Genomic DNA, 21,386 nt, shown 5'->3' with positions numbered 1-21,386 from the left:
CGGCTTCGCTCAGGACGACGGAGAGACATTTGCGAATCGGCCTACCCAAAGCCGAGTGAGGGGGCGACGCGCGGGCTCTGCTGCACTGCAACCGCCGATGTCGTGCAGGGCTGGTCTGCATCGCTGCGATGGTCGAGGCTCCCGTTGCCTTTTAAGATGCCCGCATGACCGACAATACGATGGCGGCTGAAACCGCTCCGACTGCCGCCCGCCCCTCCCTCTCCGCTTCGGCATCCGCATCGGCCAACAGCACGACCTTCGCCGTCATCCTGACGCTGAGCTTCTGCCACCTGCTGAACGACATGATGCAGTCGCTGGTGCCGGCGCTGTATCCGATCCTCAAGGACAACTACGCCCTGTCCTTCAGCCAGGTCGGCTTCATCACGCTCGCCTTCCAGTTCACGGCCTCGATGCTGCAGCCGGTGGTCGGGCTCTACACCGACCGCAAGCCGCAGCCCTATTCCCTCATGGTCGGCATGGGCTTCACCCTGGTCGGGCTGCTGTCGATGTCCCAGGCCCATTCCTATCCCGTCATCCTGTTCTCGGCGGCGCTGATCGGCATGGGCTCGTCGGTGTTCCATCCCGAGGCCTCGCGGGTGGCGCGCATGGCGGCGGGCGGCCGCTATGGCCTCGCCCAGTCGCTGTTCCAGGTCGGCGGCAATCTCGGCCAGGCGTCGGGACCGCTGCTGGCCGCCTTCATCGTCGTGCCGCGCGGCCAGGGCAGCATCGGCTGGTTCTCGGCCGCCGCCCTGATCGCCATGACCATCCTGTTCCAGATCGGCCACTGGTACCGCGCGCGACGGTCCGTGCAGCCAACGCCGCATCGCAAGGCAACCGGCGCCGCCGCGCAGGCGGGCACGCACGCCGGTGCACAGGGAGCCACGCACAACCTGTCGCGCGGCCGCGTGATCTTCGCCGTCACGATCCTGGTCGTGCTGCTGTTCTCCAAGAACGTCTATCAGGCCAGCCTCGGCTCCTATTACACCTTCTACCTGATCGACAAATTCCATCTCTCGGTGCAGACGGCGCAGTTCTACCTGTTCGCCTTCATGCTCGGCATCGTCGCCGGCCTGCTGCTGGGCGGCTGGGTCGGTGACCGCATCGGCCGCATCCCGGTGATCTGGTTCTCGATCCTGGGCGCGCTGCCCTTCGCGCTGATGCTGCCGCATGCCAACCTGTTCTGGACCGGCGTGCTCGCCGTCACTGTGGCGATGATCATGTCGTCGGCCTTCGCGGCGATCCTGGTCTATGCCCAGGAGCTGATGCCGGGCCGCGTCGGACTGGTGGCCGGCATGTTCTTCGGCTTCTCCTTCGGCCTCGGCGGCCTCGGCGCCGCCGCACTGGGCAAGCTCGCCGACATGACCAGCATCGACACGGTCTATCAGGTGACGCCGTTCCTGCTCTGCCTCGGCTTCCTCACCGCCCTGCTGCCGCGCGAAGGGAAGAAGGGTCGCTGAGGGAGCGACGCGGCAGGTTTGTCAGTCGTAACTTCTCTGCTCTTCATCGACGTCTGTTGGAGGAGTTACTTCATCAGATCGCGTCTAAAGCCGTCTTTTCCGTACCGGAGGTAGATCACGGCCAATATGAGGGCAATCAGCACGCCTGATACTATCGACGTATCGAAAGCCCACCGGGTGTAGAGCCACTCCTGATGAGTGATGTAGTGGACCGATCCTTTGATCAAGACACCTACGATCTTTCCATCAGCCGGCTCGGGCCGGGTCGGATAGTGGATGTAGGTGTTCTGGAAATACGCGGTCGCGAAAATCGACAGGATGAAGATGGCTGATATCACCTGCCCCACACGCCGTATCTTCCAGTAGCTGCCGGGCATTTTTGGCGGCGGTCGCCAGTCCAATTTACCTGCCTCCTTCTTGAGTATCTTGGCCCTCGGAGGATTGGTGCGCCTGCTTTCGCTCAATAGAAAGAAGATACCATGACCGATGAAAGAGAGAAAATCATCGCAAATACACCTACATTCTTGGAGAGCGCAGACGCTTCACCGCCTGATCTAGATGCGCCACCCAAGCGTATGCGCGATCTTGCGCTTGCCTACTGTGAGCGCACAGGAGCCAAGCGAGACATCAACACCTTCAACGCCTTCATCTTTTGGAAGGGAAGCCGAAGGTAGAGTTGAATTTGGATAGGGCGTAAGCCCCTTGGCTCAGCATCGAACGCCACGCGCGCCGGACCCAGCCGGAAAGCCCATCATCTGGTAGAATGCCATCATGACGCTGACCTTCAGAACGGCGACGCTTGCGGAGATCGATGAGGTCTGGCGCGTCGTCCTCACGGCCTTCACGCCTTATATCCACGCTCTGGGGCGCGACTGGCCGGCAGAGGACTCTGCCGCCTATGCCGAAGAGTGGGCGCGCGGCGAGGCGGAGATTGGGCGCGGCGACGTCTTCGTTGCCGTCGAAGGTGAACGCATCGTCGGTGTCGCCCGGACGAGACCGCGGGAGAAGGACCTCTACATCCACCAGCTCGCTGTCGATCCGTCGCGACAAGGCACCGGCGTCGGGAGCTGGCTGCTGCAGCGGATCGACGAGTTGGCGCGAGCGCGCGGCCTTGATGGCCTGTCGCTCGAAACCGCCGAGATGGCCGTGGCCAACATTCGCCTCTACGAGCGCCACGGCTTCGCGATCGTGAGCCGCGGCCTGCCCGAGCACGGGCTCGACGCCCATACAAGGGTCCACATGGTGAAGACGTTCTAGGCCGGGCCGTCCCTGCCCCGCCTCGGCTTCCGCCGCGTGAAGATGTCGCCGAGAGTTGCGGAAGTTGCAGATTAACAGGCTCCCGCTACCGGCTATAGTCGGCGCGAGATCTGATGGGGGCAACGCGGTTCGTCAATTGGGCAAGGCTATGCCATCGGCGGTGCCGTCGTTCGCCGGCCGCCGCTTGAGTCGCTGCGTTCCCCGTGGGCAACCGACCTGACGTGACAACCTGAGGATTGAACGGGCCGATACCAGCCCGCGCCGTCTTGCGGCACAGGCTGGTCGGCATGAGGAGCCGTGCCGTGCGAACGGCCGGATAGTCGAGAGGGGAGAACGGACGTGTCAGCGAGTAACGGAAGCGCGGTTTCAGCGCGTGCAATTCTGGCGATGTCGATGGTCGCCGTGGCGATTTCGGGATGTTCGGTGAAGTCATTCGACAGTGGCCGGCCGACCGCGGCGCCGGCCGAGCGCGTCACGGCCGTGCATGCCGTGTTCGCCGAGGCGCCCGATAGCAAGATCGAACGGGTGGCATCGGCGACCGACCTCATCTCGCTGGCGGCGAGTGCATCGATCAAGCGCAAGGTTGAAACCAGGGCGACCGAGGACCACGCCCTGTTCGTGAAGACCTTCACCCAGGACTTCAAGGACAAGCTGCCGCAGGATGCCTCCAAGTATGGCCTGACGGTTTCGGACAGCGCCCCGACCGAGTTCCGGGTCGTCCTGGGTGACCAGAAGACGACCTGCTCCCTCTATGGATGCGTATCGAGCTTCGACCTGCGCGGCGATCTGCTGGATGCGAGCGGCAAGAGCATCTGGCACGTCACCACGACGATCGGTCAGTCGAACATCACGGCGAATATTCCCGACCTGTTCGAGACCTTCGCCACCGAGGTCCTGACCGCCATGAAGAAGGACGGCGTCATCGGCAGCTAGCTGTCGGCAGAGGAAGAGCGCCCTGCCCTCTTCCGGATCGAACGCGCCCCGCGCCCTGGTGCGGTGTCGACGGCGTCAGCCCGAGGCCGAGGGGCGCGGGATCTTGCCGGTGGAGAGCAGGGTCTGGATCTCGCGGCGGGTCTCGGGCCAGGCCAGCAGGGCGAGCAGCGTCGCCGTGAGGGCCACGGCGGCGGTCGAGGCGAGCGCGGTCAGGGTCGGATCGGGCTCGACGCGGCGCAGCAGGCTGACGCTCAGCACCACGGCGATCGCGGCCGAGGCCGGCGGCGCGACGGCGCGCCACAGCACCCCGATTCCCACGGGTCCATGCCGCGTGGACAGCCAGAAGGCCAGCGGCAGGCGAACGACCAGGCCGATGCCGGTGAGCGCCAGGGCAACGCCTGTCACGCCCCAATAGAGGCCGGCGAGGATGGCGGCGACGGTGATGGCGGCGTCGATCAGGTTGGCGCGCAGCATCTCCGTGGTGCGTGCCTGGGTGAGATAGAGCAGACCGCTGGCCTGCAGCACCGGCAGGAACACGGCGTAGAGGCTGAACAGCGCCACCAGCGGCACCGCCTGGGCCCAGGAGGGTCCGAACAGGATCTCGACCACCCAGTCGGCCGTCACGGCGGCAAGGGCGAAGGGCGGCATGGTGAGCAGGCCGAGCTTCTGGATCACCTGGGCGAAGAAGGTGCGGTAACGCGCCGGTTGCTCGAGCAGGCGGCTGAGGCCCGGCATGGCGGCGGCGTAGATCGGCGCGTTGATGGTGTTGACCGGCATCATCAGGAGCCGCGTGGTGCGCTCGTACAGGCCGAGCACCGCCGGTCCCCACAGCCAGCCGATCAGGATCTGATCGATGCTGCGCGCGAAGGCGACCGCGAGCTGGCTGCCGGTGACCGAGGCGCCATAGCTCAGCAGGCCGCGCACGCCCTCCGTCGGCCGCGGCGCGGCCGGCCGCCAGCGGCAGAACAGCCAGCTTCCGGCCAGCAGCAGCAGCGGCGCGCACAGTCGCTGCACGACCAGCGCCCAATAGCCGGCCCCGGCGACGGCGAGCCCGATGCCGGCGGCGAAGCTCACCAGGTCGCCAACCGTCTCGAGACCGGCGATGGTGGAGAAACGCATCTGCCGCCGCAGCAACGCCCAGTGCTGCACCGTGAGCCCGCTGGCCACGAAGCCCAGCGACATGCAGCGCGCCACATCGGCCAGCTCGGGCTGTTCGTAGAACCGCGCCAGCAGAGGCGCCGACAGGAACAGCCCCAGCCCCAGCACGAGGCCGACGCCGGCATTGATCCAGAACAGCGCCGAGACCTGGGCCTGGGTGATGTCCTGCTTCTGGATGGTCGCCGCGGACAGGCCGAATTCCTTGACCAGGTCGAGGATGGCGCCGATCGCCGCCACCATTGCCAGCAGGCCGAACGCCGTCGGCGGCAGCAGGCGCGCCAGCACCACCAGCGTGCCCATCTGGCCGAGGACGCGGACTCCCTGCGCCGACAGAAGGATGGCACCGCCGCGACGCGAGCGGCGGCCGACATCCTCCATCAGGTGATCGACGCCAAGTTCCCGGTCAGGCGACGCGGCGTTTTTCCGGGGCCACATTTTCCAGGAACCAGCGATAGGTCATCGCCAGCCCGTCCGGCAGCGAGATCTTGGCATTCCAGCCAAGCGCGTTGATGCGGCTGACATCCACGACCTTGCGCGGCGTGCCGTCCGGCCGCGAGGTGTCGAAGCGCAGCGTGCCCTCGTATCCCACGACCTTGCACACCATGCCGACCAGATCGATGATCGGCACGTCGCGGCCGGTGCCGATATTGACGATGCCTTCGTCCGAGTAGTTCTTCATCAGGAAGACCATGCCGTCGGCGGCATCGTCGACATAGAGGAACTCGCGCCGCACCGCGCCGGTGCCCCAGACTTCCATCTGCGGCGCCCGCGCCATCTTGGCCTCGTGCGCCTTCAGGATCAGCGCCGGCACGACGTGGCTCTGCAGGCGATCGAAATTGTCGCCTGCCCCGTACAGGTTGGTGGGCATCACCGAGATGAAGTCACAGCCATACTGGCGGCGATAGGCCTGGCCCAGCTTGATGCCGGCGATCTTGGCGACGGCGTACCACTCGTTGGTGGGTTCGAGCGGCCCGGTGAGCAGCGCCGATTCCGGGATCGGCTGCGGCGCGAGCCGCGGGTAGATGCAGGAAGAGCCCATCAGCAGCAGCTTCTCGACATTGGAGCGGCGGCAGGCCTCGACCACCGTCGTCTGGATGGCGAGATTGTCGTAGATGAACTCGGCCGGGCGCGTGTTGTTGGCGTGGATGCCGCCGACCCGCGCGGCGGCCAGGAAGACCGCCTGCGGCCGCACGTCCCGCATCCACTTCTCGAGCTGGTCGGGACGGCGCAGATCCACCGAATCGCGCGGCGCCGTCACGATCTCGCAGTCCTCGCTCTGTAGGCGGCGCACGATGGCGCTACCGACCAGGCCGCGATGTCCGGCGACCCAGACTCTCTTATTGCGCAGCGTGTAGGACGGGTTCATAGCGAGCTCCGGTTGTCTTCAGGATCTTGCGATCGGACTCGACCATCTCGGCCACCAGCTGTTCGAAGCTGGTGCGGTGCCGCCAGCCGAGCTTGGTGATCGCCTTGGCGGGATCGCCCAGCAACAGGTCGACTTCGGTCGGCCGCTTGTAGGCTTCGTCGAGCGCCACCAGCACCTTGCCGCTGCGCTTGCAGCAGCCGACTTCCTCGGCGCCCTCGCCGCGCCACTCGATATCGCGATCGATGTGCCGGAACGCAATCTCCACGAACTCGCGCACGGTGTGTGTCTCGCCCGTCGCCAGCACATAATCCTCCGGCTCCTCCTGCTGCAGGATGCGCCACATGCCCTCGACGTAGTCGCGCGCATGACCCCAGTCGCGCTTGGCGTCGAGATTGCCGAGATAGAGGCGCTCCTGCACGCCGCGCTCGATGGCCGCGACCGCGCGCGTGATCTTGCGCGTGACGAAGGTCTCGCCACGGATCGGCGATTCGTGGTTGAACAGGATGCCGTTGGAGGCATGCATGCCGTAGGCTTCGCGGTAATTGACCGTGATCCAGTAGGCGTAGAGCTTCGCCACCGCATAGGGGCTTCGCGGGTAGAAGGGCGTGAGTTCACGCTGGGGCGTTTCCTGAACCTTGCCGAACAGCTCGGACGTCGAGGCCTGGTAGAAGCGGACGCGGTCCTGCATACGCAGGATGCGGATCGCCTCGAGCATGCGCAGCGTGCCGAGCGCATCGGTATTCGCGGTGTATTCCGGCGTCTCGAAACTCACCTGCACGTGGCTCTGCGCCGCCAGATTGTAGACCTCGGTGGGCCGGATCTCGTTCAGCAGGCGGATCAGGTTGGTCGAATCGGTCATGTCGCCGTAGTGCAGGAACAGGCGCACGCCCGCGTCATGCCGGTCGCGATAGAGATAATCGATGCGTTCGGTATTGAGCAGCGAGGACCGGCGCTTGATGCCGTGCACGATGTAGCCCTGCCCCAACAGGAAATCGGCCAGGTAAGCGCCGTCCTGTCCGGTGATCCCGGTGATCAGAGCGACCTTGTCCGTCTGTTGTGTCATGTACGCAACCTTCCTGTTCAGGAGAAAAGGATCTTCTCGGCGACGCGGTCCCACGAATAAGTGTCGACCACGTGGTGCTGGGCGACCGTGGCCATCCGCTCGAGGCGAGCCGGGTCGGAGAGAGCGCAGACGATGGCGTCGGCGAGCGCCTCGGGCGTCGCGCGATCGACCAGGAAGCCATGCCGCCCGCCATCGACGAGTTCAGGCAGGCCGTTGCGCGCCAGCCCCATCACGGGCGTGCGCGAAATCATGGCTTCGAGATAGACCTGGCCCCACGGGTCGTTGAGCATCGGCTGTACCAGCAGCGTCGAGTCGCGATAGAGCTGCTGCAGCTCGGCCCACGGCAGGTGATCGCGAAACGCGATGCCGGCCGTGTCCGCGACCAGCGCACGGCTGCGCGGGTCGCCGACGATCGTGAGCGTGAGGTCGGGCCGTCGCGAGCGAGCAGCGCGGAAGGCCTCCACCAGCAGCTCGCCGCCCTTGGCCTTGAACAGGTGCTTGGCGACGAACAGCAGCTTCGGCCGGGCATAATCCTTGGCGCCGTGCCAGGGCTCGATCGCCCCCATGCCCGATCCGACGGCCGTCACCTTGGACGGCGACACGCCGTAATGCGCGATCAGGTTGTCGCGGACATAGCGTCCGAAGGTGAAGACGTGCGCCAGGCCGTCGAACGAGGCGCGTTCCGCCCGATCGTAGGCGCGCCGTGCCCGCGCCGTGAAGCGATCGGCATGGACGTGGTGCAGCGACGCCAGCGCCCAGGTGTGATCGCAATAGAGGTAATGGCGTATTCCCCGCGTCGTATCGACGGACGGCAGCAGATCGAACGTTCCGGTGTGGAGCACGTCGCGCACGCCGAGCCGCTGTGCCGCCTCGCTCACCTGCGCGGCGAGCCGGTGCCGCATACTCAGGCTGCGCAGCACCTGCTCGCTGGTGAGCGGACGGCCGTGGCCGTCCAGCATGTCGGCAAGGGCAATGCCGACCTTGGCAAGCTTGCTCACCCGCGGACGGATTCCCTTGACCACGACACCACGCCGCTCCAGCGCGTTGGCGACGTTCGCCGGCGCTCCCGACCAGGTGCGCAGCTCGCGCGGATCGCCGAACACCGAGGTGATGGCAATGTGCTCGAAGCGTGGCGTGCGGAGGGTCGTCACGGCGTCGGGAGACAGCGTCGTGTCCATGCGGCGGAGAAGACATCGCGGCCGATGTTTCGGCCAGTGATCAACCTGTGACGGTCTTTGCTGCGCGTGCGAGGCGCCACAGATTGATCACATTGGCGCAACGCATGTTGCGTCGATACTCCGCGCATGTTCGGAGCGCTCGACGAGTTGGTACAAGACGATGCATCGGTTCAGCCGATGGCATCGACGTCGACCCTTTCCCGTCGGCGGCTGTTCTATTTCTGCTCCGAAGTGAGCGACGCAAGCACGCTGAAACGCATCCAGCAGTTCATCGACCACGGCTTCGACATCACGGTCTTCGGCTTTCATCGCACGCGGTACAACACTGGCTACGAGCCGGCATGGCCGTACGTTCCGCTCGGCCTCACGGTCGACGGGCGTTACTGGCACCGCCTCGGCGCCCTGATCGGCGCCCTGCCCGCCATCATCGCCAAGCGCGCGAAGCTCAAGGACGCGTCGCTGTTCTATGCCCGCAATCTCGACCAGTTGATCCTGGCCCTGTTCGCGCGGCTGATCGCCTTCAACCGGGCGCCGATCGTCTACGAGGTGCTCGACATCCCGCCCTTCCTCACGCGCACGGGACTCGGGTCGCGGCTGCTGCGCTGGATCGAACGGCGCTGCCTGCGCGGGGTCGACCTGCTGGTGCTCTCCTCCCCCGCCTTCCATCGCCGGTACTATGCGGCGATCCAGGAATACGAGGGACCGTGGTTCCTGCTCGAGAACAAGCTCCACCCCTCGATCACCGCCGTCGGGCGCAGCGACGTACCGGCGGCCACGCGCAAGCGCGGCGAGCCGTGGGTGGTGGGCTATTTCGGCCTGATCCGCGGCCAGGCGACGTTCGATCTCATGGCGCGGCTGGCCGAGCGGCTGCAGGGGCGTGTGGTGTTCAAGTTCCGCGGCGCGCTGACCACGGTCGATCCGGTCAGGTTCCAGGCCGCGCTCGACCGGCTTCCCAACATGTCGTTCGGCGGCCCCTACGTGCCGCATCAGGATCTCGAGACCCTGTATCGCGAGGTCGACTTCGCCTGGGCGCTCGACCTCGAACATACCGATCACAATTCGCGCTGGCTGATGCCGTGCCGCTTCTACGAGGCGGGCTATTTCGGCGTGCCGTGCCTGGCCGTGCGCAGCTTCGAGGTCGGCTCGGTCCTGGAGCGCCACCGCATCGGCTTCACCTTCGAGCAGCCGCTCGAGGAGCAGCTTCTGCGCTTCTTCGAGACGCTCACGGTCGAGGACTACGAGCGGATCCGCGCGCGCCTCGATGCCGTTCCGCCCGAGATGTTCGTCGCCACCGACGATGCGCGCCGGCTCTGCACGCTGATGGACGATCTCACGCCGCGTCGCGGTTGATCATCACGCAATCGAACTCGACCAGGCGAAGCGCGCTGTCGCGGCTCACCGGATAGAGGCCGGTGATGTCGAAGCCGCGCTCGTTGAGATAGCGGATCGTGTCCATGTAGCCCGGCATGCCCTTGTAGATGCCGATCACCGACGCCTCGGTCTGCAGGGCGCGGACCAGCGGCAGGCTGTCGCCGGCGCCCTGAAGCACCTCGATGTCGAAGCCCTGCGTGTCGAGCTTGAGATAGGGGCGCTCGAATCCCAGCCGCTCCTGCAGCACCGGCATCACGACATCGAGCGTCCGCACCGTCACGTTCTCGACATGCTGCGGCACGTTCAGCCCGTCGTAGTCGCGCACGCGGCTGTTGTCGGGCTGGAGGAACGAGCTGAACTGGTCCGAGACCATGACGTTGATCGGCAGGTTGCCGTCCTTGGCGCCCAGGGCATAGCCCTCGACATGCCAGTCGTCGTCCGCCTGCGCCCGCTCGCGCAGCAGCGCGACATGGCGCGACACCGGCTCGAACGAGACGATGGGCCCTTCATACAGCACCTTGTTGCGCAGGAAGTCGTGGTACTGACCGACATTGGCGCCGACATCCAGCACGCAGTCGATCTTGAGCTGCTCCAGCAGGGCGCCGAGATGAAGGGCGAAATCCCGCTCCTTCATCTCGCGCAAGGGGACGATATCGTAGCCGAACGAACGGCTGACCTTGAGGACCGAGTCCTTGACGATCTTCAGCATGGCGCGAAGCATTCGCCAGGCGCCGGACCGTTGACAGTGATCATTCGGTGGCGCCCGTCACGCCACCAGCATCTTGCCGAGCCGCACGGCATCCAGCACGAAATGCCGCACGTCGTAGAACAGGATGGCGAGCTCGAGCGTGACGACGAAGGCGAGCGCGTAGAAGGCGGCCGGATGCGCCGCCTTGAAGGCGAGGACCCGGTCGGGCATCCGCGTCGCCGCGATCAGCGGGCACAGCACCAGCATCAGCAGGATGCCGAGCCCCGCGCCGGCCAGCACGTCGCTGGGGAAATGGTAGCCGAGATAGACGCGCGGCAGGCAGATCAGCAGCAGCGTCCAGACCATCGCCGCCGCCCCCAGCCAGCGCGAACGCGCCCAGATCGGCACGGCGAGGGCGAAGAACAGCATGGCGTGATCGCTGGGAAACGAACTGAAGGTATTGAGCGACTCGGGATCGACATTGAGCGGGACGTGCAGGCCGAGACCGGGCGTGTGCAGCGGCCGCTGATGGAACGGCAAGCCGACCTGGAGCGCGCGCGACAGGATGGCGATGGCGAGCGCCGCCGTCAGCGCGACCACGATATCGCGCCGGCGGCCCATGGTGCGGTCGAACCATAGCCACCAGTAGAAGGCCAGGAACAGGCCGCCCTTGATCAGGGTCGCGTCGGCGATATCGAAGACCAGCTTGTCGAGAACGCCGTTGTGCCCGGCTGGCTGGTTGATCCAGAGCAGCAGCGCGCGATCCCAGTCCCTGGGAGCCCAATCCATCAGGCCCAACCCGTCAAGCGCGTCATCACCACCCCCGTCACACAAGCGTAACGAAACAGCTCTCCAGGCGGATGTGACCAAGGTGTGAACATCAGTCGTTTGATGCTACCGTCACCGATACGCGTTCGCAGGTTGAGGGTTTCGATGAAGTTTGGCTGGCTCACCTTGTCGTTGTCGCCGTCGCCCGAGGAGGACGCGCGACGCATCGCCCAGCAGGTCGAGCAGGTCCGCGAAGCCGAACGGCTGGGCTTCAGCGATGTCTGGCTGACCGAGCACTATTTTACCGGCGAGAGCGTCTATAACGACTCGCTGCTGTTCGCCGCGGCGCTGGCGATGAAGACCGAGCGCGTCCGCCTCGGCTTCGCCGTCGTGCAGACGCCGTTCCACCACCCGGTGCGGCTGGCGACCCAGCTGGCGCTGCTCGACAATCTCAGCAACGGCCGCATCGATGTCGGTGTCGGCAAGGGCACCGTCTACAACGAGTACGAATTCGTCGGGCACGGCCTGCGCAGCCACGACAGTCGTGAGCGCATGGAAGAGGCGATCGAGATCCTGGAGCGCGCCTGGTCGGGCAAGCCCTTCACCTACCGGGGCCGGTTCCACACGGTGACGGTGCCGGCGCTGCGGCCCAAACCGGTGCAGCAGCCCGGCCCGCCGCTGTGGCGCAGCGTGATCTCGCCGGGCTCGTTCGAGGAATGCGGGCGGCTCGGCCTGCCGATCCTGACGGCGCGGCTGCCGGTGGCACGGATCAAGGAACGCTGGGCGCTGTACGACAAGGGCCTGCAGGCGGGCGGCCACGACGACGCCACGCGGGCCGCGCTGCTGGCCAAGAGCGCCCTGTGGCGCAATGTCTATGTCGCCGAGTCCGACGCCCAGGCCGAGGACGAGCTGGCGAGCCTGCTGGCCGAGACCCGGGCCCACATGATGCATGTCCGCGAGGCCTACAATCCGCCCGACTTCGAGCCCGCGCCCGAGACGCTCAATCCCTGGACCGACCCGAAGGTCCCCGACGACGTCGCCATCCCCTATGTGCTGGAGACCGGCTCGATCTATGGCGCGGCGCGCCGGGTACGCGAGCAGGTGGCGGAGCTGGCCGATGTCGGCGTGCGCCATCTCCTGTGCCAGACCGGCTTCGGCGCCATGAGCCACGAGCAGACCCTGGCCTCGATGCGGCGGTTCGGCGAGCAGGTCATGCCGGCCTTCGCCGCCCCGGCCTGAGCCGGAATGCCGCCGGCCTCCCCGGCCGGCGAGGTCGCCCCTATGGGTAGGGGCTGGCAGGCGGTTCAGCCCCCGGAAATTGCGTTTCTCGCGGTCCCTGCATTTTCCCGCAGGGCCTTCGGACCGGTTGCTTCGGACCGGCTGCGCTGTAATAAAGCGTCCTCGAACGACCGGCTCACGGGGTAAACACAATTGTCGTTGCATATCGTGGATGGACGGACCGTCGTCGCCCAGCGGCGCGGACCGCTGGCGCGCATCGGGCGTTTCCTGGCTGAGCCGTTCAAAGACGCCTGGCACCATCGCGACCTGCTGCTGGCCATCCTGCAGCGCGAGCTGGCGGAGCGCTTCAAGGGCTCGGTGGCCGGCTGGGTCTGGGCGGTCACGGCGCCGCTCCTGTCCCTGATCGTCTATACCGTGGCCTTCAGCGGCGCGGTCAGGTTGCCGAGCGGCGAGGTCTCGGGCTCGAACTTCGACTATGCGCTGTTCATCTTCGGCGGGCTGATCGCCTTCAATTTCTTCTCGGAGATGGCCTATCGGGCGCCGTCGCTGCTGCACGAATACGCCCATTTCATCAAGCAGACGATGTTCCCGGCCGAGATGCTGCCCATCATCTCGACGCTGCGCGCCACGGCCTATGCCTCGATCGGCCTGGTGCTGATGCTGGTGGCGCAGCTGGTCCTGACAGGCACGCTGCACTGGACGGTGCTGCTGCTGCCGATCTGGTACATCCCCTTCATCGCCTTCCTGATCGGGATGACCTGGACGCTGTCGGCCATGGGCGCGTTCACGCGCGACACCGCCTATCTGATGATGACGGTGGCGCCGCTGCTGATGTTCGCAACCCCGGTGTTCTATTCCACCGACCAGATGTCGGAGACGCTCAAGCTCGTCTTCTACATCAACATCCTGACTGGCTTCATCGAGGTGCTGCGCGACATCGTGGTGTTCGGCCAGCTCCCCAATCCGCTGGTCTGCGCCTGGGTCCTGTTCCTCTCGGTCGCGACCTTCTACTTCGGCTTCTGGTTCTTCGGGAAGCAGCGGGACGGCATCGCCGATGTCATCTGAAAAAGACGTCGTAATCCGGGCGCGCCACCTCGCCAAGGCCTACCGGATCTACGGCAACCAGCAGCAGCGGCTGAAGCAGGTGCTGTTCGGCTCGTGGCACACCTACTACCGCTCCTTCTGGGCGCTGAAGGACATCAGCTTCGAGGTCCGCCGCGGCGAGGCGCTCGGCATCCTGGGCCGCAACGGCTGCGGAAAATCGACCCTGCTGCAGATCGCCTGCGGCATGATCCGGCCGACCAAGGGCGAGATCATGGTCAATGGCCGTATCGCCCCGGTGCTGGCGCTGGGCGGCACGTTCGATGCCGAATCGACCGGCCGGCAGAACGTGCTGATCGGTGGCGCCGTGCTGGGGCTCAAGCGCCACGAGATCCTGGAGAAGATGGACTCGATCGCCGATTTCGCGGGTATCGGCGACTTCATGGGCCAGCCGGTGAAGTTCTATTCGAGCGGCATGCGCGTGCGGCTGGCCTTCGCCATCTGCGCCCATATCGACCCCGAGATCCTGGTGGTCGACGAGGCGCTGGCGGTGGGCGACGCCGTGTTCCAGCGCAAGTGCATGGACTGGATCGACAATTTCCGCCGGCGCGGCACGCTGCTGTTCGTCAGCCACGCCACCTCGGAAGTGGCCCGGCTCTGCAACAACGCGATCTGGATCGACGACGGCCGCATCCGCGAGGCCGGCACCCCGGCGAACGTCATCCGCGCCTATCGCCGCGCGACGCTGATCGAGCAGGACAATATGAGGCGGTTCTCGGCGATGTGATTCGGCCGCCGCGGCCGCCCTCGCTCACGAGCCAGGACGATCAGCGGCCCTTGCGACCGAAGAGATAATCGCCGAGCCGCTTCAACGCACCGCCTGCTTCCGCCGTTTCCGAGTCACAGCGGCAGGCCGTGTCGTCCCGGCCTTGAGATGCGCCATTCCCGGCCGCGCCCGCGTCGCCGTTGCCGGTCGATGTGTCCGCCACCGCGGGGGCAGGACTGTCCGAGAAATAGGCCTCGACGTAGGCTTGGTAACCTTGCCGTCCATCGGACATCTGGCGGGCCAGCAGGTCGAGCAACTTCTCGGGGTCGACCAGCCCCGACAGCCCTTCCCTGTTCGCGACGATCAACTCGGCCGCACAGTCGCTGAGACAGTAGATCTCCAGAAAGCAGCACAGCTTCAGGAGCGCCAGTGGCTCCAGGTTCGGAACACCGAACAGATCGCGGAAATACAGGGCGTCGCCATCCTGCAGTTGGCCGTGCGTGGTATAGGCGTAGAAGCGTTTCCCCGACGGCAGGCGATAGTCGTAGAGTTGCGGATACGGCAGCGCGGTCCGGCTGTGATGGTTCACGCTCAGATCGTAAAGCCGGAATCCCTGCGCCTGCAGGAATGCATCGAGCGACGAGAAGGGCGGCGATCCATTGATCTCGGCGTGCAGCCGAATCTCGCTCAAGACGCCCAGCAGCCCGGGAGACGAGATCGCTTGCCCGCCCCCCTTGAGGATGTCGAGTTCGGCGCCCTCGGTATCGAGCTTGATGAAGTCGAACTGGGGAATGCCGTGATCCCGCATGGCATCGCGCAATGACTTCACGAAGATCGTGTGCTCGGCCACGACTTCGCCGTTATCGCGATTGGTGAACCGCCCGAAATACTCCATGCGCGTCTTGTAGAGGCCTGTGCTGAAGGCCAGCCGGGACTCGTACAGCGTGGCCTGTCCCGTCACGGCACCAAGAGCGGCCGGGATATAGGTGACATGAGCCGGCGCGCTGGCGGCAAGCCGGGCGCATTCCTCCTGCTCGGGCTCGAAGCAGTAGATCCGCGCCTGATCGCCGAACACCGCCCATTCGGCATTGACCCCGGCCCGAGCCCCGACATCGACAACGATGACGGGATTACTGGCAAAGATCTGCTTCTCCTCGACGAGATAGCGGGTCATCACAGGAGAAGCATTCACGGCAATCGGGCACATCGAAGACGGTTTCCGCCCGTCTTTCCGACAGCCCCCACCGGCCCGTCGGTCCAACGGTCAATCAAAAGAAGGTCGGTACTCAAAGCCCGCCGCGCCGAAAACAGCAAGCGGAAATCGGCGGGACATGGTCACTGTTCGGCGATTGGGCCTGGCGGTCGCCGCAGTCTAAGGGCGGCAATCCCGTTCCAGACTGGCACGATGGATGAAGTCTGGTAGTCCCTGCCCCATCGAATGCTCGTAGCGGCGCGCAACGGCGCCGGCATTGAACGGTATCCCGAGGGCCGCCCGAACCTCCCGCTCGACCTGATCGCGCAGCGTCACGATCCTCTCGGCGGAAAGATGGTCGGTGAAGACGAAGGCCGAATAGCCGCCATCCGGATTGCCTTTGTAGTAGTTGGCGGACGTCCCGTAATCGACCTCGTAGGCATGCAAGCGATCGCCCGTCTTCGGCTGCGTATAGGTCCAGACGTTCTCGAAGTCCGGATTGGGTTCGGCGAAGTCGTAGTAGGGTGTGCCGGGATAGGTCGTGATGATCGTGCAGTCGAAATCGTCGACCCTGCTGCGGACCAGCCACTCCTTGATTGCCTCGATGGTCTCTTCCGACTCGCCGGGATGACCGACAGACATCAGGGCCTTCACCTTGAGGTCATGCCTGCGGGCGAACTCCACCGCCCGATCGTTGTCGTCACGCGAGGCGCGCTTGTTGATGTTCGTCAGGATCCGCGGATGCGCCGCCTCGAAGCCGCACAGCAACCAGCGGAATCCGGCCCGCCGCATGGCCCGGGCCTGATCCTCCGTAAAGAGCTCCGACTTCACGAACCCGCGCAGCTGGAACTCGGCGCCGAGCCGATCCTGAAGATCGCTTAGACCATTCATCAGATCGACCATGCTCTTGCTGACGTTGAGTTCGTCGTCATAGAACATGAAGCCGGTGTAGCCGTAGGTGAGGTGCAGGTTCTCGACCTCGGCCAGGATCGACGCAACCGACCGGTTGCGGACCAGGCGCAGGCTCTTGCTGTTGCGACCGCCGCAGAACCCGCAATTGAAGGGACAACCAAGCTGGCCGATCAGGCTCGTCGCCCTGTGACCTTCGATCGTGTACTTGTACGATTCCAGGTCGACGAGATGCCGCGCAGGCGGCGGACCGATGGTGAACATCTGATCCGACAGGAACAGGCCGCCCTTCGGATCGTCACCATCGACCATCTTCGGTGGCTCCGGCTTGAGTGCCTCGAAGATCGCCAGTTCCCCGTCACCACTGCAGAGCACATCGAAGCGCGCCTCGAGCTGGGCCACCGCGCGCTGTGCGCGTCCCTGCGCAATGCCGCGCTTCTGCTCCTGCTTCAATGCCGAGTAGACAAGGGTGACATGCGGACCGCCAAGGATCAGTCGAAGGTCGGGGCGGATCTCGCGGATCGCCGCGGCGATCCTGAATACCGCAGGCAGCTGCGGCGTGGTGGCCGTTATGCCAACGGCGAGATCGGCCGCGGTGGCGAGGTAATTGGACAGTGCGTCTGTGTAGTTCTCGATTCCGGACAGGTCCAGGAAGTTGACGCGATACCCATTCTGTTCGAGCGACGCCGCAACCTTCAATATTCCCAGGCTGACGAACACGCGCTCGTCCAGAAGGAAGGCCGAAGGAGGCGTGACCAGGCACACCGACCTCTGGTCGCTCGCGGACGGGAGTTGCTGGGCCAAGGCTGCGGTCTCGAGAGACGGCACGATATCCCCTCCTTTCGCCACAGCTTAGCCAAAGTCCAATGAGCCGTTAAGATCGATTCTGCGTCAGCGCAGCGCTACCCACGTTGCGCGCCTCGGCGATCATGGACAGGTACGCCTGTTCCAGCGACCGCGCGAAGCGCTTGGAATCGTTCAGCCCGCCCTCGACATAGCGACGGCGCAGATCGGCCCGCAAGCTGGCCAGCCGATCGAGGTTGGAGGCAAGATCGCAAGCGATCTCGATGTAGCGTTCCGGAGTCTCCGCGATCAGTTCGGGGCATCGCGCAGCGGCCAGAAGCGATGCGCCGTATCGCCCGGTGAAGAGCTCGCCTTTCAGCGTGACCACGGGCACGCCCTGCCACAGGGATTCGGCAACGGTGTTGCCGCCGCAATAGGGCACCGTATCGAGCGAAATATCGACCTCGGCATAGGTCTTCATCACGCCGTCGCGGTTGGTCCCCGGCCTCAGCTTCAACCGCTCCGCGCCAATCCCGAAGCGGCGGAAAAGCCGCTCGACGTAGCGCCGATTGTCGGCGAGAGAAAGCTGGCCGTTCTGCAGGAGAAGGCTCGAGTTCGGCACCCTGTGCAGGATCGCTGCCCACAATTCGGCGAGGGACGGGTTGATCTTTCCGCCGCTGCCCAGACACGCAAAGGTCACAGCTTTCGCGGTCAATGCCGGCAGTGGCCCGACGGGCGGACAGCCGGCTTCGGCATAGTCATAGCAGAGAAGGCAGTCGGCAAACCGGAAGATGGTCTCCGAGAAGTGCCGCTGGACGTCCGAATCGCTCGGCGTACAGGTCTCGTCGCTCAGGATGTAGTCGACATTCGGCACTCGGCTGGTCGCGAAGTGATTCAGGTACGAAACCTGGACCGGCGCACAGCGGTTGGCCATGGCGCGGAACCGGTGCCCGGGCGAGAAGCCGGACAGCTCGATGAAGACGTCGATCTTGTCCGCCCGCACGACTGCAAGAAAGTCTTCGTCGGAAAGGCGGCCAGTGTTGCGACTGACATCGAAGCCCGAGCCGATATCCTGCGGCAGATCCATCGGCGCATAGCCGAACACTTCGACGCGCCCTCGGTCATGGGCTCGGAACGCCCGGGCCATGATGTAGCGAATGGTATCGGCGTCCATGAACGAGCAGTGATAGCCGATACGCAGGCGGCGACGGCCGTCGAAGGCCTCGAAACTCGGTCGCGGAATTGCCGGATCGACGCGGGCATGACGATCGGCCCAACGTTGATGGCGGACCGCCAGCTCCTCGTTGGTGGCCCCCGGTTGCTTGATCGCAGCCTGACAAGCAGCCGTTTCGATCAGGGGATCGTGAAGCGGCTCGGCACGCCCCCACATCGCCAGTGCCTCGTCGATCTGACCGCGGCTTTCGTAAATCCGCGCCACGCTGTCATACAGGCGGAATCGGCGCTCGGCTCTTCTGGCGGTGGCGAAGGACTTGAACTCCTCGCAGGCCTCCTCCGCCAAGCCCAGCCGGGCCGCGAGGTCGAGCGCACGGCGCAGCGGATGTTCCCGGTCGATCAGGAAGCGCTCCGTCACGAAGCGCTGCAACCAGAGGCGCCAGCGCAGCCCGCGGTCTTTCGGCCGCGCGAGATGGGGGACGCCGAGGGTCGCTTCCCATCCCTTCCACAGCTCGTCCAGGAGACTCCGGCGCCATTCCGCATCTGTAATCCCCGGCTGGCGGTCGGAGTACTTGAACGCCTTCACATTCTGCTCGTGGTAGGCGATCGCCTGCTGCTTCAGGTCTTCGATACGGCGCGCGAAACCTTTTTCCTCCGCCTCCAGCTTGTGTGCCCGCGCGTGCGCCTCGAACTGCGACAGTTGGCTGATCTTGGCCTCGATCTCGCGAAACCAGTGATCCTGCCGGACACCCCATTCGGGGTCGAAATTGCCCAGCCTGTCCTTCAGCTTTCCTGCGCCGAAAAAGCCGTCCTCCGAAAACATGCCTTCGATGAGCTTCAGACGGTTGTCGATATGCTCGTGGAAATTCTTCGGCGTGTTGCTGAGCTGGCCCGGATGGATCGCGTACTTGGAAACCGGCGTCGGCACGTAACGGACGACATGGTCGCGCGCGAGCCGGCACCAGATTTCGAATTCCAGGCATCCGATATTCCAGCCGGGCTGATCCAGGCCGACATCGAGCAAGGCCTTCCGGCGAAAGAAGCTTCCGGGCCAGAACGGGCAGTATCTGTCGAAGATGTAGGCGACGAAGTCGAAGTCCCCGGCCTTGAATTCCCCAATGATCTTGCCGTCGGAGTCGGTCGTGTAGCCATCGCAGGTAAAGGCCCCGACCTGCGGCTGCTCGGCGAACCACCGGACCGCTTCTTCTATCACGCCAGGCTGCAATTCCTCATCGGATAGACACGTCGCGATGTACGCACCGGTGCAACGCTGAAGCACCTTCCAGTAGGCCTCGGCCGGCCCCGAATCGGGTTCCGAGACGATTTTGACCCGAGGGTCCCGCTGCGCATAGGACTGCAGGAGTTCGAGCGTGCCGTCGGTCGACGCGCCATCCTGCACGACCAGTTCGATGTTGCGGTAGGATTGGCTAAGAACGCTCTCGACACTGCGCGGGAGAAATGCGACCCGGTCCTTGCAGAAGCAAATAACCGAGACGAGCGGCTGCTCGACCTTATCCTGTCGTATCTCCATGCGGCGCTCGACAAGCCTCCAAAGTTTGCCTCGGCAGTCCCCGCTCCCCCTGCCGTTGTGCATTTTTCGCCGGATCGAGATATCCGGTCGCTCTTCATATCATGGATCACGAACACCACAACCCGGCCGGCGATGCGACGGCCACAACCGGTATTTGATCGCGCCCAATGGGGACGTTAGCTTTACCCATCACAGCAGACATGGAACCCCGCCATGCTTTTTGGACGACTGCGGCGGCCGCCTCCCCCTGTCGAGCCGGCACCGCCCGTCTGGAAGGCGCATACGCTCAGGGACAATTATTCCCTTTCCGACGAGCAATACGCACTCTGCGCGACGCTCACGAATCAGGTGCAGGATTTGTACGACCAGGCTCTGCCCTATTCCCGGAGCAAGGGACTCGATCCGCAGCTGGTGCTTCCCGGCAACGAGTGGGCGGAAATCGTAAAAACGACCGGCCTCGAGTTCCGCAAGGACCGCGCGCACCTCGATTACCTGAGGCTGCACGCGCCCTTCGCCGGGTACCATCTCATGTTCCTCGACCGCCTCGACGTTCGCCACTTCGCCGAGCCCTGGAATCAGGAGATACTGGACCGCTTCAGCCGCGAGGGCATGACCCCGGAGATCGTCGGCTTTCTCGCGGACCGCGTCGATCCAGCCCAGCGCCTCGCGCCGTTCGTCGAGGAATACCGCCAGCACCTCCGCAACGTCGACCGCCGCTACATCGTCCGCACGCCCAGGCTGTTCGGGGAGATCGGCCTCGAGATCGACGGCGTGCTGTTCAATCCGGACGTGACGCTCTGCCAATCGAGGATCAATGGCCTGCTGTCGGCGGGCGTGATCGGGAAACTAGAGCGCGACATCGCCAGGCGTGGCCGCGCCAGAGTCCTGGAGATCGGGCCCGGCTATGGAGCGCTTGCCTACGCCCTGCGATCCTTCTTCGGGCCAGACCTCGAATATATCGCGGTCGACCTCCCGAGTTCCCTTCTCTACTCGGCCCTTTACCTTTCGACCCTGGCGGGCGGCCAAGGCTGCCATATTCTGGCGCCGGGATCGACGCTCCCGGGAAGCTTTGCCAACCTGTTTCTCGCCAACTACCTGTTCGAGGAGGTCGCCGATCGGCTGGCGCCGATCGACCTCGCTTTGAACACGATGTCGTTCACCGAGATGTCGCCTCTGCAGGTCCGCCACTATGCCGAGACCCTGAGGCGCCTGATCGGCACCGACGGCGTCGTCTTCGACGAAAACGCCGCCGTGCGCCCCCACCACACGGACAGCAAGGCGATCTTCGCCGACGTCTTCCCGTTCCGAAAACACGTCGAATCGACGACTGTAACCACCAAAAACTGGTGCCAGGACGTCTGGGCGAACAGGTATATCGGTGAGGTCTTCGATGTCAGCGATCACGCCGCGTTTCATGCCGCGGCATCGGGAAGCGATTGACGACCAATCCACCGCTCCCGCTGAAACTCATTGGTAATCTCAGCAAAGTCGGCATTCTTGCTGTTGCTAGAGT

19 protein-coding genes are annotated in these 21,386 nt (G+C 64.9%); 9 read left to right on the top strand and 10 right to left on the bottom strand.

What is annotated here, in order from left to right:
* Positions 1–164: 164 nt before the first annotated feature.
* Entirely contained in the window at positions 165–1,457 is a 1,293-nt protein-coding gene (locus B5D62_RS29745) for an MFS transporter (protein WP_085937725.1), read from the top strand.
* A 65-nt stretch (positions 1,458–1,522) separates the two neighbouring features.
* Here the strand turns inward: B5D62_RS29745 and B5D62_RS29740 are convergent, their stop codons facing one another.
* Positions 1,523–1,858 carry a hypothetical protein gene (locus B5D62_RS29740; RefSeq protein WP_139374168.1) on the bottom strand — a complete coding sequence of 112 codons (336 nt, stop codon included), beginning with the start codon at positions 1,856–1,858 and terminating at the stop codon, positions 1,523–1,525.
* Between the two features lie 78 nt (positions 1,859–1,936).
* Between B5D62_RS29740 and B5D62_RS33145 the strand changes: the two genes are divergently transcribed.
* The 3 genes from B5D62_RS33145 (at position 1,937) to B5D62_RS29730 (ending at position 3,647) form a co-directional block, all read left to right on the top strand.
* Positions 1,937–2,131, top strand: coding sequence for a hypothetical protein (locus tag B5D62_RS33145; RefSeq protein ID WP_139374167.1), 195 nt, complete (start codon positions 1,937–1,939; stop codon positions 2,129–2,131).
* A 97-nt stretch (positions 2,132–2,228) separates the two neighbouring features.
* Positions 2,229–2,714: a GNAT family N-acetyltransferase gene (locus B5D62_RS29735; RefSeq protein ID WP_085937723.1), complete on the top strand. Its 486-nt coding sequence runs from the start codon at positions 2,229–2,231 to the stop codon at positions 2,712–2,714.
* Between the two features lie 339 nt (positions 2,715–3,053).
* Positions 3,054–3,647, top strand: a complete 594-nt coding sequence (locus B5D62_RS29730) for a hypothetical protein (RefSeq protein ID WP_139374166.1) — start codon at positions 3,054–3,056, stop codon at positions 3,645–3,647.
* A 75-nt stretch (positions 3,648–3,722) separates the two neighbouring features.
* On the opposite strand, the gene B5D62_RS29725 is transcribed toward B5D62_RS29730, so the two are convergent.
* Genes B5D62_RS29725 through B5D62_RS29710 form a run of 4 tightly spaced genes read right to left on the bottom strand, consistent with a single transcriptional unit; the run spans position 3,723 to position 8,412 of the window.
* Positions 3,723–5,240, bottom strand: coding sequence for a lipopolysaccharide biosynthesis protein (locus tag B5D62_RS29725; protein ID WP_085937721.1), 1,518 nt, complete (start codon positions 5,238–5,240; stop codon positions 3,723–3,725).
* Complete coding sequence (locus B5D62_RS29720; RefSeq protein WP_085937720.1) at positions 5,209–6,171, bottom strand: GDP-L-fucose synthase family protein; 963 nt, start codon at positions 6,169–6,171, stop codon at positions 5,209–5,211. Before B5D62_RS29720 ends, B5D62_RS29725 begins: the two co-directional genes overlap by 32 nt.
* Positions 6,143–7,234 (bottom strand): GDP-mannose 4,6-dehydratase, encoded by a 1,092-nt coding sequence (gene gmd, locus B5D62_RS29715; RefSeq protein ID WP_085937719.1) that lies wholly within the window; start codon positions 7,232–7,234, stop codon positions 6,143–6,145. Before gmd ends, B5D62_RS29720 begins: the two co-directional genes overlap by 29 nt.
* A gap of 17 nt (positions 7,235–7,251) precedes the next feature.
* Positions 7,252–8,412 (bottom strand): glycosyltransferase family 4 protein, encoded by a 1,161-nt coding sequence (locus B5D62_RS29710; RefSeq protein ID WP_085937718.1) that lies wholly within the window; start codon positions 8,410–8,412, stop codon positions 7,252–7,254.
* A 126-nt stretch (positions 8,413–8,538) separates the two neighbouring features.
* Here B5D62_RS29710 and B5D62_RS29705 point away from each other — a divergent pair, with 126 nt between their 5' ends.
* Positions 8,539–9,762 carry a glycosyltransferase family protein gene (locus tag B5D62_RS29705; protein WP_085937717.1) on the top strand — a complete coding sequence of 408 codons (1,224 nt, stop codon included), beginning with the start codon at positions 8,539–8,541 and terminating at the stop codon, positions 9,760–9,762.
* On the opposite strand, the gene B5D62_RS29700 is transcribed toward B5D62_RS29705, so the two are convergent.
* Both B5D62_RS29700 and B5D62_RS29695 read right to left on the bottom strand, forming a co-directional pair.
* Entirely contained in the window at positions 9,743–10,492 is a 750-nt protein-coding gene (locus B5D62_RS29700) for an FkbM family methyltransferase (protein ID WP_170921223.1), read from the bottom strand. The genes B5D62_RS29705 and B5D62_RS29700 overlap by 20 nt on opposite strands.
* A 57-nt stretch (positions 10,493–10,549) precedes the next feature.
* A complete protein-coding gene (locus B5D62_RS29695) occupies positions 10,550–11,260 on the bottom strand; it encodes a phosphatase PAP2 family protein (protein ID WP_085937715.1) in 711 nt (236 codons plus the stop codon).
* A 144-nt stretch (positions 11,261–11,404) separates the two neighbouring features.
* Between B5D62_RS29695 and B5D62_RS29690 the strand changes: the two genes are divergently transcribed.
* The 3 genes from B5D62_RS29690 (at position 11,405) to B5D62_RS29680 (ending at position 14,306) form a co-directional block, all read left to right on the top strand.
* On the top strand, positions 11,405–12,478 hold the full coding sequence (locus tag B5D62_RS29690) for an LLM class flavin-dependent oxidoreductase (RefSeq protein WP_170921222.1): 1,074 nt from the start codon (positions 11,405–11,407) through the stop codon (positions 12,476–12,478).
* A gap of 192 nt (positions 12,479–12,670) precedes the next feature.
* A complete protein-coding gene (locus B5D62_RS29685; protein WP_085937713.1) occupies positions 12,671–13,543 on the top strand; it encodes an ABC transporter permease in 873 nt (290 codons plus the stop codon).
* Positions 13,533–14,306 carry an ABC transporter ATP-binding protein gene (locus tag B5D62_RS29680; RefSeq protein ID WP_085937712.1) on the top strand — a complete coding sequence of 258 codons (774 nt, stop codon included), beginning with the start codon at positions 13,533–13,535 and terminating at the stop codon, positions 14,304–14,306. Before B5D62_RS29685 ends, B5D62_RS29680 begins: the two co-directional genes overlap by 11 nt.
* A gap of 40 nt (positions 14,307–14,346) precedes the next feature.
* On the opposite strand, the gene B5D62_RS29675 is transcribed toward B5D62_RS29680, so the two are convergent.
* From B5D62_RS29675 to B5D62_RS29665, 3 genes are all read right to left on the bottom strand, one after another.
* Complete coding sequence (locus B5D62_RS29675) at positions 14,347–15,459, bottom strand: FkbM family methyltransferase (protein ID WP_170921221.1); 1,113 nt, start codon at positions 15,457–15,459, stop codon at positions 14,347–14,349.
* Positions 15,460–15,657: 198 nt separating this feature from the next.
* Entirely contained in the window at positions 15,658–17,214 is a 1,557-nt protein-coding gene (locus tag B5D62_RS29670) for a B12-binding domain-containing radical SAM protein (protein ID WP_170921220.1), read from the bottom strand.
* Positions 17,215–17,260: 46 nt separating this feature from the next.
* Positions 17,261–19,873, bottom strand: a complete 2,613-nt coding sequence (locus tag B5D62_RS29665; RefSeq protein WP_170921219.1) for an O-linked N-acetylglucosamine transferase family protein — start codon at positions 19,871–19,873, stop codon at positions 17,261–17,263.
* A gap of 213 nt (positions 19,874–20,086) precedes the next feature.
* On the opposite strand from B5D62_RS29665, the gene B5D62_RS29660 reads away from it, so the two are divergent.
* A complete protein-coding gene (locus tag B5D62_RS29660; protein ID WP_085937708.1) occupies positions 20,087–21,313 on the top strand; it encodes a putative sugar O-methyltransferase in 1,227 nt (408 codons plus the stop codon).
* Positions 21,314–21,386: the final 73 nt, after the last annotated feature.

Origin of the sequence: Enhydrobacter aerosaccus, assembly GCF_900167455.1 — a bacterium.
GTDB lineage: Bacteria > Pseudomonadota > Alphaproteobacteria > Reyranellales > Reyranellaceae > Reyranella > Reyranella aerosaccus.
This window is presented reverse-complemented; position numbering and strand designations above follow the sequence as displayed.

Coding starts and splice junctions, on each gene's coding strand:
- B5D62_RS29745 (WP_085937725.1), top strand. CDS start 165: ATGACCGACAATACGATGGCGGCTGAAACCGCTCCGACTGCCGCCCGC.
- B5D62_RS33145 (WP_139374167.1), top strand. CDS start 1,937: ATGACCGATGAAAGAGAGAAAATCATCGCAAATACACCTACATTCTTG.
- B5D62_RS29735 (WP_085937723.1), top strand. CDS start 2,229: ATGACGCTGACCTTCAGAACGGCGACGCTTGCGGAGATCGATGAGGTC.
- B5D62_RS29725 (WP_085937721.1), bottom strand. CDS start 5,240: ATGTGGCCCCGGAAAAACGCCGCGTCGCCTGACCGGGAACTTGGCGTC.
- B5D62_RS29720 (WP_085937720.1), bottom strand. CDS start 6,171: ATGAACCCGTCCTACACGCTGCGCAATAAGAGAGTCTGGGTCGCCGGA.
- gmd (WP_085937719.1), bottom strand. CDS start 7,234: ATGACACAACAGACGGACAAGGTCGCTCTGATCACCGGGATCACCGGA.
- B5D62_RS29710 (WP_085937718.1), bottom strand. CDS start 8,412: ATGGACACGACGCTGTCTCCCGACGCCGTGACGACCCTCCGCACGCCA.
- B5D62_RS29705 (WP_085937717.1), top strand. CDS start 8,539: ATGTTCGGAGCGCTCGACGAGTTGGTACAAGACGATGCATCGGTTCAG.
- B5D62_RS29700 (WP_170921223.1), bottom strand. CDS start 10,492: ATGCTGAAGATCGTCAAGGACTCGGTCCTCAAGGTCAGCCGTTCGTTC.
- B5D62_RS29695 (WP_085937715.1), bottom strand. CDS start 11,260: ATGGATTGGGCTCCCAGGGACTGGGATCGCGCGCTGCTGCTCTGGATC.
- B5D62_RS29690 (WP_170921222.1), top strand. CDS start 11,405: ATGAAGTTTGGCTGGCTCACCTTGTCGTTGTCGCCGTCGCCCGAGGAG.
- B5D62_RS29680 (WP_085937712.1), top strand. CDS start 13,533: ATGTCATCTGAAAAAGACGTCGTAATCCGGGCGCGCCACCTCGCCAAG.
- B5D62_RS29675 (WP_170921221.1), bottom strand. CDS start 15,459: ATGACCCGCTATCTCGTCGAGGAGAAGCAGATCTTTGCCAGTAATCCC.
- B5D62_RS29665 (WP_170921219.1), bottom strand. CDS start 19,873: ATGGAGATACGACAGGATAAGGTCGAGCAGCCGCTCGTCTCGGTTATT.
- B5D62_RS29660 (WP_085937708.1), top strand. CDS start 20,087: ATGCTTTTTGGACGACTGCGGCGGCCGCCTCCCCCTGTCGAGCCGGCA.